This window comes from Microbacterium foliorum (assembly GCF_006385575.1).
GTDB classification, from domain to species: Bacteria; Actinomycetota; Actinomycetes; order Actinomycetales; family Microbacteriaceae; genus Microbacterium; species Microbacterium foliorum_B.
Genome location: NZ_CP041040.1, coordinates 49,365 through 60,964, shown reverse-complemented (window position 1 = coordinate 60,964; position 11,600 = coordinate 49,365). Strand labels below are relative to the sequence as shown.

Annotated in this window: 10 protein-coding genes; 7 read left to right on the top strand and 3 right to left on the bottom strand. The window is 65.6% G+C overall.

Annotated features, from left to right (window positions below; genetic code table 11):
* Window positions 1–12 precede the first annotated feature (12 nt).
* Window positions 13–1,839 carry a substrate-binding and vWA domain-containing protein gene (locus FIV50_RS00320; RefSeq protein WP_140035688.1) on the top strand — a complete coding sequence of 609 codons (1,827 nt, stop codon included), beginning with the start codon at window positions 13–15 and terminating at the stop codon, window positions 1,837–1,839.
* 9 nt (window positions 1,840–1,848) lie between these two features.
* Complete coding sequence (locus FIV50_RS00315; protein ID WP_140035687.1) at window positions 1,849–2,847, top strand: hypothetical protein; 999 nt, start codon at window positions 1,849–1,851, stop codon at window positions 2,845–2,847.
* Between the two features lie 7 nt (window positions 2,848–2,854).
* Here FIV50_RS00315 and FIV50_RS00310 read toward each other — a convergent pair whose 3' ends face one another.
* Window positions 2,855–3,550 (bottom strand): ABC transporter ATP-binding protein, encoded by a 696-nt coding sequence (locus tag FIV50_RS00310; protein WP_140035686.1) that lies wholly within the window; start codon window positions 3,548–3,550, stop codon window positions 2,855–2,857.
* Window positions 3,547–4,617 carry an FtsX-like permease family protein gene (locus FIV50_RS00305; RefSeq protein WP_140038550.1) on the bottom strand — a complete coding sequence of 357 codons (1,071 nt, stop codon included), beginning with the start codon at window positions 4,615–4,617 and terminating at the stop codon, window positions 3,547–3,549. The genes FIV50_RS00310 and FIV50_RS00305 overlap by 4 nt, the downstream gene beginning before the upstream one ends.
* 164 nt (window positions 4,618–4,781) lie before the next feature.
* Between FIV50_RS00305 and FIV50_RS00300 the strand changes: the two genes are divergently transcribed.
* The 5 genes from FIV50_RS00300 to FIV50_RS00280 all read left to right on the top strand — a co-directional run bounded on the left by FIV50_RS00300 (window position 4,782) and on the right by FIV50_RS00280 (window position 10,352).
* A complete protein-coding gene (locus FIV50_RS00300) occupies window positions 4,782–5,966 on the top strand; it encodes a sensor histidine kinase (protein ID WP_140035685.1) in 1,185 nt (394 codons plus the stop codon).
* Window positions 5,963–6,589 carry a response regulator transcription factor gene (locus tag FIV50_RS00295; protein ID WP_140035684.1) on the top strand — a complete coding sequence of 209 codons (627 nt, stop codon included), beginning with the start codon at window positions 5,963–5,965 and terminating at the stop codon, window positions 6,587–6,589. Before FIV50_RS00300 ends, FIV50_RS00295 begins: the two co-directional genes overlap by 4 nt.
* A gap of 470 nt (window positions 6,590–7,059) precedes the next feature.
* Window positions 7,060–8,718 carry a YcaO-like family protein gene (locus tag FIV50_RS00290; protein ID WP_140035683.1) on the top strand — a complete coding sequence of 553 codons (1,659 nt, stop codon included), beginning with the start codon at window positions 7,060–7,062 and terminating at the stop codon, window positions 8,716–8,718.
* A 3-nt stretch (window positions 8,719–8,721) separates the two neighbouring features.
* Complete coding sequence (locus FIV50_RS00285; RefSeq protein ID WP_140035682.1) at window positions 8,722–9,867, top strand: MFS transporter; 1,146 nt, start codon at window positions 8,722–8,724, stop codon at window positions 9,865–9,867.
* Entirely contained in the window at window positions 9,864–10,352 is a 489-nt protein-coding gene (locus tag FIV50_RS00280) for a DUF2087 domain-containing protein (RefSeq protein WP_181164275.1), read from the top strand. Before FIV50_RS00285 ends, FIV50_RS00280 begins: the two co-directional genes overlap by 4 nt.
* 195 nt (window positions 10,353–10,547) lie before the next feature.
* Here FIV50_RS00280 and FIV50_RS00275 read toward each other — a convergent pair whose 3' ends face one another.
* The gene (locus FIV50_RS00275) at window positions 10,548–11,510 is read right to left on the bottom strand and encodes a LacI family DNA-binding transcriptional regulator (RefSeq protein ID WP_140035680.1); all 963 of its coding nucleotides are present in this window, start codon (window positions 11,508–11,510) and stop codon (window positions 10,548–10,550) included.
* Window positions 11,511–11,600 lie beyond the last annotated feature (90 nt).

The following is an 11,600-nucleotide window of genomic DNA, read 5'->3' as shown; positions in this document are numbered from 1 at the left end:
TACCCTAAGCCCATGAGCGCGCCTCGCAACGCACGACGGACATCCGCTGCCCTCGCCATGGCGGCGATCGTCGCCCTGGCATTGACCGCCTGCACCGGCGGTGGCGACGAGGGCACGAACAGTGACGGAGGACAGGGGTTCCCTGACGACGGCTGCACGCACATCGCCGTCGCCACCTCGTCGGAGAAGGTCAACATGCTCGACGAGCTGGCGAAGGCGTTCAAGGACTCGCCCGAACACGAGGGGCTCGAGACGTGCGCGACCGTGCGCCCCACCAACGTCTCGTCCGGCAACGCGACGCGCTTCCTCACCTCGGGCGAGGACTGGCCGACCGACGACCAGTCGCTGTGGCCCACCCTGTGGTCTCCGGCATCCACGGTCTGGACCGATCGCGTCGCCGCCGCCGCGTCACCCAGCCTCGTGGGCGAACCGAGGTCGTTCACGCGCACGCCCGTCGTGTTCGGCATGCCCGAGCCGATGGCCAACGCCCTCGGCTGGCCGAACACGCCCATCAGCATCACCGACCTCGAGGCCCTCTGCCAGGACCCGGCCGGGTGGGGCAGCGTGGGCAAGGACATCTGGGGCGCCTTCAAGATCTCGAAGACCAACCCCAACACGTCGACCACAGGGCTCTCGACCATCCTGATGCAGTCGTACGAGGCGACCGGCAAGCTCGAGGGCCTCACCTCGGCCGACGTCGAGGCCTCGGCCGACTTCTCGCGGGTGTTCGAGGAGTGCGTCATCCACTACGGCGACACGACCGGCAATGTGCTCTCTACGCTCTACGACGAGACGCAGAACGGCTCGAACGGCTCGGCGTACGTCTCGGCCGTCGCGCTGGAGGAGACCTCGCTGCTCAACTACAACCAGGGCAACCCCGACTCGCACACGGTGCAGCCGGGCGAGACACTGACGCCGCCCAAGACCAAGCTCGTCGCCGTCTACCCCGAGGGTGGCTCCATGTGGTCGGACAACCCGATCACGGTGCTCGGCGCCGACTGGGTGACCGCCGAGCAGCGTGCCGCCGGCGAGGCCTTCGCCGAGTTCGTGCAGACCACCGCAGCGCAGAATATCCTGCCGGACTACGGGTTCCGCCCGCTCGACGAATCGGCGCCGCTGGGCGACCTGTTCACCGCGAAGTACGGAGTCGACCCCGCGCAGCCCGCCGTGACGCTGCCGAAGCCCGAGGTCGACGTGATCTCGACCGCGATCGACCAGTGGACGCAGGTGCGCAAGCCCTCGTCGGTGCTCGAGCTCATCGATATCTCCGGTTCGATGGACGACCCGATCGGCGACGGTCGCTCGCGTCTCGACGGTGCGATCGAGGGTGCGCAGTCGACGCTGAACCACTTCCGCTCGACGGATGAGATCGGCGTGTGGGCGTTCACGACCGGCATCTCTTCCGACGAGGGCGAGGGCATCCAGGTGCTCCGCGACGTGAGCGCACTCGGCGCGGACGGCGAGAAGCTCGACTCGTCGCTCGACGACCTGCGCTACGCGCAGCGCAACGGCACTCCGCTCTACGATTCGATCCTGCTCGCGTACGAGGCGATGAGCGAGCGGGCCGAGCCCGGTCGCATCAACGCGATCGTGGTGCTCTCGGACGGCGAGGACACCGACTCGAGCACCTCGCTCGACTCGCTCATCGCGAAGATCGGCAAGAGCACGAAGGAGGGCGGCGACGACGCTCCGGTGCGTATATTCCCGATCGCGTATGGAGAGGGCGCGGATACCTCGGCACTGCAGCGAATCGCGGAAGTGACGGGCGGACAGCTGTTCGACGCCTCGGATGCCGAGCGCATCGACCTCGTCTTCGCTTCCGTGATCAACAACTTCTGAGGCCTCGCGATGCCGTATCTCTCCTCGTCGAACAACCCCTGGATCGAGGATGCCGTTGAGGGCATATCCGTTCAGAACATCTATGTCGACCCCGATGTGTCGGGGGGAGCGGCGCTGACGGATGCGCTTGCGAGCGTCGTCCCCGGCGACGGGTCGATCGCGGTGGTCGTGCTGTCGGCGAATGCTGCGACGGATACCCCGTACAACACGTACATCCTCGAACAGCTCACTGCGGGCGCGAGTCAGCAGACCGTGATCGTCGCGATCGGTGATGACCTGCAGGCCGCGTCGGCGGCGATCGGTGATGATGCGCTGCGCATCGCGAACGAGAACGAGTCTTCGGGTGGAAGCCTGCAGGACCAGCTCGTCGAGACCGTGACCGAGATCTCGGCCGAGGCGCCGACCTCGCCGGGTGGCGACTCCGAGGTCGCCGGCCCCGTGATCCCGCTGGTGATCGGTGGTGTCGTTCTCGTCGCTGCTGCCGTGACCGCCATCGGCCTGATCGCCCGTCGCCGTCGCCGCACGCCGGTCGTCTCGACCGACCCGGTGCCCCCCGGCATCCGCCTTCGGGTGAATCGCCTGCGCGAGCTGCGTGCCGACTATGCGGCGGTGCCCGGCAGCCCGGTCGCCGCCGAGACGGCTGCAGGTATCGACGCTCTCGCCTCTCACGTCGAGCAGCTGTTCACCCGCCTCGACGCGAGAGCAGGCGAGGATCAGAGCGTGCTCGCCGAGGCCGAGTACTCCGACAAGCTGGCTCGCCTCGTCGCCGCGCTCGACCGCGACTACCTGCTCGACCTGCTCACCAGGCCCGACCTGTGGGATGCTCCCGACGAGCGCATCGCCGAGGTGCGCGAGGCGCTGTCGGCCGTGAGCACGCAGATCGTCGACAACATCAAGCAGGTCAACGCCCGCAAGGGACTGCTCTTTCAGGTGTCGCTCGATTCGCTCATCGGTCGCAGCGAGCTGCGCGACTGGGAGCGTCAGTTCAAGCAGAGCTCCGGCGAGTAGTCACCGCTCAGCGCCTCGCGACGGCGTTGTCGACGACACGACCGTCCACGAGGTGCAGCACCCCGTGCATGCGCGGGAGGTGCACGAGGTCGTGGGTGACGAGCAGCGTCGAGGTGTTCAGTTCATCGGTGAGCCGCAGGATGAGATCGATGATGGCGGCGCCGCGTTCCTGATCGAGGGCACTGGTCGGCTCGTCGACCAGGAGCACGCTCGGATCGTTCATCAGGGCGCGAGCGATGTTGATGCGCTGACGCTGGCCGCCGGAAAGCTGGTGCGGCCTCTTGTGACCGTGCTCGGCGAGGCCGACCGCGGCGAGCAGCTCATCCGCACGGGCGGCCGCCTTGGCGCGATTGCGTCGGCTGTGCGCGGCACCGAGCTCGTTCATGACGCTCAGCTGCTCACGGGCAGTCAAGGAGGAGATGAGGTTGGGTTGTTGGAAGACGATCCCGATCCGCTCCCGCCGCAGACGCGTCGCCTCGGCCGGGCTGAGCGCTGTGACGTCGCTCCCATCGATGAGGATCTCGCCGGAATCCGGCCGCAGCAGGGTGCCGGCGGCGGCGAGCAGACTGGACTTGCCGGAGCCGCTGGGGCCGGTGATGCCGGTGACGGTCCCGGGGTGGGCGGTGAGGGAGACGCCGTCCACGGCGGTCACGCGGGACTCACCGTCGGGGAAGGTCAGGGTGATGTCGTTCAGGCGGATCATCGGTTGCTCCCGAGTGCGGTGAGGGGGTCGGCGGAGGTGACGGATCGCAGGGCGAAGGCGGCGCCTGCGAGGCCGAGGGCGATCATGATGCCGCCCGGAAGGATCGTCGTGACAGGGCTCAGCAGGAACGGAAGGGCGGTGCCTGCGACCAGGCCGAGCACCGTGACCAGCCCCAGACCGATGCCGATGCCCACCAGCAGGACGATCAGCGCCTGACCCAAGGCGTCGCGGATCAGGGATCGCGTGCTCGCGCCGAGCGCCTTGAGGACGGCGACATCGCCTTTGCGCTGCATGGTCCACACGGTGAAGAAGGCACCGATGACGAGTCCCGAGATGCCGAACAGCATGGCCACCATGAGCAGGAGAGAACCGATCTCGGAACGGAAGGCGCTCAGCGCCGTCAGCGATCCGAGGGTCGTCTCAGAGATCGTGTCGTTCGCGGCATCCGCGGCATCCCAGTCGGGGGCACCCATGACGGCGAGGACCGTGGCGTAGGCATCGGGGTTTCCCGTGGATGCCGAGTACGCCTGCCAGTCGTGCAGGGTCATCTGCACGACGGGAGTATGGCTGTACCACGCGTCGCCCTCGACCGTCTCGACGTCGTAGGAGACGCCGGCGATCTCGATCTGATCTCCGACCTTCACGGCGAGCGCCTCCGCAGCGGGCACCGACAGACGCAGCTGACCGTCGCCGGAGGGCGCACCGGCGTCGAAACCGGGCTCGACACCGAACACCGCGATCGCGGCGCGGGTGTCGTCGGTCTCGGCGCGGGTCTGGCTGATGCCGAGAGGGCGCGCGTCGGTCACGTCGGCGGTCGCCGCCCAGTCGTTCGCCTGCTGCTCGGTGATCGTGGAGTCCGCGAAGCTGGCCGCTCCGTCTCCTCCTTCGGGGGCGGAGAACACGATGCGGTCTGCGGGAAGCGCGAGCACGCCCGAGACGTTCTGGATGGCGAGGCCCCCCGTCAGTCCGCTCAGGAATCCCACGAGAAGGGTGATGAGGGCGACGACGGAGCCGATGAGGGTGAATCGACCCTTGGCGAAGCGAAGATCGCGTAACGCGACGAACATGACGGTTGCCTTTCCTGTCTCCGATGCGGCGACCATTCCACTCTCGTCGTCGGCGCCGTCGTGGTCATCGGCCACTCGGAGAGCATTCCCCGCCCAGGATGAGTACGCCTCGATCGTCCTTTCGGACGATGCCGCGCCCGGCGCGGCGGCGTAGAGTTCGAGCCATGGCGCATACCGCTCTGACCCCGGTGTTCGTGGGTCTGCGGACGGGCCTCCACGTTCTCTTCTTCGCCCTGACCGGGCTGGTCATCGTCCGTGCCGTGCTCGACCCGTCGGAGTCGAGCGCCCCGGCGGTGGTCCTGGCGCTGATCGTCGGCGTCACGTACGCGTCGGGGCTGCTGCTCACTCGCCTCTCGCACGCACGACGGCTGATGTCCCTGATCTGGTTGGCCCTGCTCTCGGCGGAGTGGCTGGGCCTGCTCTGGGTGAGCGCCGATGCCGCCTACCTCGTCTTCCCTCTGTTCTTCCTGTTCCTCCACCTGCTGGGGTGCTGGGTGGGTTCGGCCGCGATACTCGCGTCGACGATCGTCGCGGTGTGCGCACTTGGCATCCACGGCGGGTGGAGCGTCGGCGGAGTCGTCGGCCCGTTCGTCGGCGCCGGCGTGGCGCTCCTGATCGGCCTCGGCTACCAGGCTCTGGCGAGGGAGGCCCAGCAGCGCGAGGCCCTGGTCAGTGAGCTGCTCGCGACCCGCGGACAGCTGGCCGCGCGCGAGCACGAATCGGGTGTTCTCGCAGAACGCGCCCGGCTCGCCCGCGAGATCCACGACACGCTCGCGCAGGGACTCTCCAGCATCCAGATGCTGCTGCATGCCGCGGAACGCGCCGACGATACGCGCCCGGGGATCGAGCACATCCGGCTCGCGCGTGAGACGGCCGCCGCGAACCTCGTCGAGGCGCGGCGGTTCATCCGCGAGCTGACGCCTCCCCAGCTCGACGATCAGACGCTCGGCGGGGCGCTGCGGCGGCTGGCCCGCACGCAGTGGGCGACGCAGGGACTCGACGTGCAGGTGCGGGTGTCCGACACTGTCGTCCTGCCCATGCATCTGCAGACGGCGCTGCTGCGCATCACGCAGGGGGCCATCGCCAACGTCCTCCAGCACGCCCATGCGACGACCGCGACGGTCACCATCAGCATCGAGGGAGACCGCCTCTGCTTCACCGTCGAGGATGACGGAGAAGGATTCGATGCCGAGCGCCCTCCACCGGGTGCCGCCGAGAAGTCCGACTCCTTCGGCCTGCGCGCGACCGCCGAGCGAGTGCAGCAGCTGGGCGGACGGCTCGAGATCGACGCCGCATCGGGACGAGGAACGACACTCACGGTCGACCTCCCGCTGACGGAGTTCGCATGATCCGGCTCGTCATCGCCGACGATCACCCCATCGTCCGCGCCGGCCTCACCGCCCTGTTCAGTCTCGAAGCGGATCTCGAAGTGGTCGCCGAGGCAGGCACACCGGAGGAGGCCGTCGCCTGCGCCGAGCGCGAGAATCCCGACGTGGTGCTGATGGATCTGCAGTTCGGTTCCCAGTCCCCCTCCACGGGTGTGGACGCGACGCGACGCATCCGTGCGCTCGAGGCTCCGCCCTATGTGCTCGTGCTCACCAACTACGACTCGGATGCCGACATCCTCGGCGCCGTCGAGGCCGGTGCGAGCGGCTATCTGCTGAAAGACGCCCCACCGCACGAGCTGACCGCCGCCGTGCGCGCGGCGGCCGCCGGAGAGAGCGCGCTTGCGCCGGTGATTGCCTCCCGCCTGCTCGATCGCATGCGCGCGCCGCGCGTCAGCCTCAGCAGCCGCGAGATCGAGGTGCTCGAACTCGTCGCCGCCGGGCGATCGAACAGCGAGGTGGCTGACGAGCTCTTCGTCAGCGAGACGACCGTGAAGTCGCACCTCGCGCACATCTTCTCGAAGCTCGACGTCAGCTCACGCACCGCCGCGGTCTCGGTCGCGCGCGAGAAGGGCATCCTCCGCTGAGATCCGGCGCTTCGCGACAGCTCTCGTCGGAAGAGTCTGCACCCAAGGATTCAGTACGCGCCAAGACACCGCTGAGTACGTCGGTAGGGCCTTCCTGCAGATCCCTCGAAGGCACCGATAAGCACCTCGATCCAGTCGCCGAAGACGTTCTTATCCAGCAACTCATCGGGCTCCGCGCCGACCATGGCATTCTGCCCTAGCTCCCAGCTTTCTGGGGGCGAGCAAAATCTAGACGAAAGTCTACATTCTTCAGCGTCACGCTTTGCGATAGCGCGGATCTTGATAGGTGGGCCGTGATTTTCACGACTCCACGTGTTGAGCGAAAGGGGGAATTGATGCTTATCGCACCGAAGCGCCGTCGCGTCTTTGTTGGACGTCAGGGCAAGAGCAAGTACGGGCCCCGCCCGTGAGGTAGCAAGAGGCGGGGCTGGCCATGGGGCCGGCCCCGCCGTCTGGAGAAGTAGCAAACGATGGAAGCCATCTACCAAGAGATCTGCTCAGAACTCGGTCTAGACCCGAGCTCCCCTGCACGATTCCCCCGAGACTCTTCTTTGGTCGTCGCCTGTTTCCAGGGTGAAACGGGTTCCGTCTGGGCACCGATTGTTGCGGGGCGCACGTGGGGATGTCGCGCGTGCTTGGGATCGTCGCTGCAGTTGCTCGAGCAACACTATGCAGACTTTGATCGTCCGGATCTGCTTGAGGATGAAGCGATCGAGCTGATCTTCCGCATGCTTGATCGGCACGGGATCCCCACCGCCGTAAATGACATCTACGGACCACAGTGTTGGTCAGTGTGCTTTCCTGTACCCGACTGCATGGAATGCCGTGATGCGCCTCGTCAGCTGACGGACTACGCGACTGCTTTCCCGGCTGTGAGGATCCAAACACATGGAACCGAGTCAGCTGATACGGGAGGTCGTCGAGCTGCTCCCGCAGCTGATTTCGTTGCTGCGAATCGAGCGGCGATCGGCTTCGTCAGCATCGTCAGCAATCCCTATAACGGCGGCGATGAACCGTATGCGACGCTGATCGAAGGGCTCATCCGAACCTCGACCAACCTGAGCGAATGCGAGGTCGCGGGTGGTAAGGGATTGAATACCGATCAAGCGCTCGCGAGCTTTCTCGGCGAGGGGCTTGAACGGTACTTCGCGGCCGACCCTTTCCACACGCGTGTGGTCGTCGGAATCGAACGCGAGCTCGCGGCGGCGATCGATCCAATCCTCGAGTTCGGCTATCCAGCCAACGACACGACTGCAGGGATCGAGGCATATTCGCCTGAACGCGCCGTCGAGTGGGTGCTCGGCGAGAATCTCACACTTCGTAATGATGTGTTTGTGCCGGCGAATCTCGCCTTCTGCCCGTACATGCCACGGGATTCCACCGCGTCACGGTTTACTGTCACAACTACGACTGGAGTAGCGACTGGAGCGAACGTCGAGGACGCGACACTGCAGGCGCTGTTGGAGCTGATCGAACGTGACGCATTCTGGTACTTCGCTCGGACGGGTCAGAGCTTGGCGGCTCTCCCGATCGGTGCCCTCCACCCCTATGTCGCAGACGCCATACAGAGCATACCGGGACGGTTCACGTTCCACGCGCTTCCTAATCCGTTCGACGTCCCGGTCGTGCACGTCACTTACGTTGCCGATGACGACTACGAGACTCGAACCGCTCGAGGTATCGGCGCAGCCGAGGACACGGAACAGGCCTCCCTCCGTGCATTCGTCGAGTGCCTGCAGATCCTGCACTCGTTGAGTCTCGCGATCGAAGTCGATCCGGTCGACGGAGATATGCGACACATCTGGTTTACCGGCGAGGCGATGGATCTGCTGCCGAACTTCTTTCAGGATTCTGCGGAAGCCGCACTGCCGTCCGGAACAGCGCCGCGCACTGAAGCCCGCTTCGCGCTTTCTTCACTGATCGAGGTCCTCACGCGAGAGTCGATCACGCTCTATCGGGTCGTGATCGCGGACTCCCCCAGCTTTGCTGTGGTACGCGTCCTCGCCTCAGGAATGTGCCTCACCGACGCGACGTACTTCACCTCGTCGGACAGACTCGCAGAATTTGCCAGGTCCCTACCATCAGCTCCTGCTCCCCGCGTCGCGTACGCGGGGCCGACCTTCATGTGAGAAATGACCAGAATCTACGCGTTCTACATACTCAGCGCCGCCGGCGTCGCTTGCTTCACCGTCGTCGATGTCGTCTATTTTCAGACGCTCGGTTACTCGCTCGCCTTCGTTGGCCTGATGACCTCCGCCTTCAGCATCGCCGTCGCAGTGACGGAACTGCCGTTCGCCGTGCTCTTCGACCGGTACTCGAACAAAGCCGCCCTCCAGATCGGCAACTTCGTCCGAATCGCCGCATTCTCGCTGTTCTTCCTGAACCTATCGCCCGAACTCCTGATCACGGCGCAGGTGCTCGCCGGGATCGCCGTGGCTGCGTTGAGTGGGACAAGCACCGCCTTGATCATCAATCAGATCCCAAAGGCAGACGCGACGTCTATCTCGCGCACGTTCGGACGCCTCGAATATCTCGCAGGGGCTGCCGCGATCCTGGCCGGACTGCTTGGTCTCTGGTTGTTTGAGATCAAGCCGGAGTTCATTTGGCTCGGTGCCATCGGGCTCTACACGTTGGCGACAGTCACGGTGTTCTCATTCAGGGACGTCGACACCCATGTGGAACGAATACCTTGGAAGCAGTACCTGAACGATTCGATCGGCGTCGTCAAGGGCCCGTACACCCTCATATACATCGTCACGAACGCGTGTGCTGTCGCCCCGTTCCTGCTGTGGCAGGTAAAATTCGACATGGTGTCACTCGGATTCGTCTTCATTGGCTTCTTCGTGATGAATGTCACGTCGATCGTTGCGCCCTTCTTCCTTCGGTTCATCAAAGTCTCAGCAAGTCGCGTGATACTCCTTGCAACCTTTAACGCCGTCGCGACGCTTCTTTTTGCTTTCCTCGACCAGCCCGCGCTCATCGTGGCGTCCTTCCTGATTCACATCGGCTTGCAAATTCTGCAGACCATCGTCGTGGCCGGGCTCTTCCACGAACGCATCGGCAACGACTACCGTGCGACCTCGGAATCGTTGGTTTCCATGGCGGATTCGCTCATCGTCGCAGTTGTCGCTCCGATCACGATGGTCATAGGTGATCGCTGGGGCGCCGAATGGGCAATCACGTGTTCGATCATGCTCTATGGGGTATGCATCCTCCTCGTCGCAGTGGGACAAATGCGGCCATCGCGCCGTCGATCTGTCATGGTGGAGAAATCATGAGTGATGCACGGGCGATGCTTGCGTGTCTTGCGAACAACGAGGTGGCGCGGGTGTTCGCACACATCGTGCTGCACGGCAGGCCTACGGATGAGCTTTCACTCGCCCGGCAACGGAAGGCTGTGGACGCCCTGGTTCGCAGCGGCCTCGTTGCACGCAGCGGCAAGGCTCTGACACTTCGTCCCGCTGAGATCAAAGCAGTGCTCGCCACCCTGGCCGAGTCGAGTGACCGAACGGCCGATCCAATGGCGCGCTGGATCGACGCGGATGGGCGTATCGCTCAGTATCCTCGGCGTGGGAGCGACCGGACTGAGCTTCTTCAGAAGATTGGCGAACAGACGATCAAAGCGGGGGAACTCGTAGGAGAACCCGAGCTAAACGCGCGCTTGGAACGGTACACCACCGATATCCCCACGCTTCGCCGTTACCTCATCGTGCACGGAGTTTTCGCCCGTGAAAGCGATGGGTCCGTCTACTGGCGGCCTTAGGGCCCAACCCGTCTTCGCGTCGCTCAGACGAGCCAGTCTCTGTCTCTCGCCGCGATGGAAGAAGCATCCCGACTCGGGCTCCGCACCGCAGACATCGAGCACCTGTTCCTCGCTCTCGTCATCAACGGCCAAGCCGCCCTCGGACGCGAAGCGGCCTCACCCCCGGTCGTTGAGCGAGCATCGGAACAGCCGGGTTCAGGCGGCAGGAGCAGCGGTCGAGGCGCGCACGATCAGCTGCGAACCCAGCGTCACGACGTCGTCGATCGCCGTGCCGCTCATAGCCTGCAGCAGCAGATCCACGGCGAGCGCACCGCTGCGTTCGATCGGCATCCGCACCGTCGTGAGCGCGGGCGTGACCGCGCCGGCCAGGTCGATGTCGTCGATGCCCACGATGCTGATGTCTGCGGGGCAGCGCTTGCCGAGCTCGAGCAGTCCAGCCTCGAGTCCGAGGGCGACGAGGTCGTTGTAGGCGATAACGGCCGTGGCACCGCTCGCCGCGGCCGGGGCGGCGGCCGCGCGGCCACCCTGGATGGATGCGGCGTGGTGGCTGAGTCCGGTCAGGCGGATGCCGTGGCGCTCGCACGCGCGGGCGACGGTGTCGGCCCGACGGACGTCGGCCCACGATCCGCGCGGGCCGGCGGCGTAGGCGATGTGCGTGTGCCCGAGTGCGGCGAGGTGCTCGATCGCCTGAGCAGGCCCGTGCTCGGTGTCCATCAGCACGCAGGGGGCGCCGTCGATCTGGCGGTTGACCACGACGTAGGGCGTGTCGCCGACCAGCTCGAGCACGTCGGCGTCGGGCAGGCGAGGGCTGCACAACAGCATCCCGTCGAGCTTGCGTGCCTGCTCGATCTGCTCGCGCTCGCGACGCAGATCCTCATCGGCGTCGAACAGCACGATGCGGTGGCGGCCATGCCAGGCCTGCCCCTGGATCGCCTTGAGCAGGGTCGCGTAGACAGGGTTCGAGACGTCGGGCACGACGACCCCGAAGGTGCGGGTCGCGGTGGCGGACTGCGAGGTCGCGTAGCCGAGTTCACCCGCGGCTTCGAGCACGCGACCGAGGGTGTTCGGCGCGAGACGATCCGGCTCTCCGAACGCGCGGGAGGCGGTCGCGATGGACACTCCAGCACGGCGCGCCACGTCTGTCAGCGTCGCTGCCATCTTCACCTCCCACCCACGCTGCAATCCTACGATCCTCGACCCCGATGTAAAACAGGTTGACAAGTTTGTACAAACACTGCACACTGATTT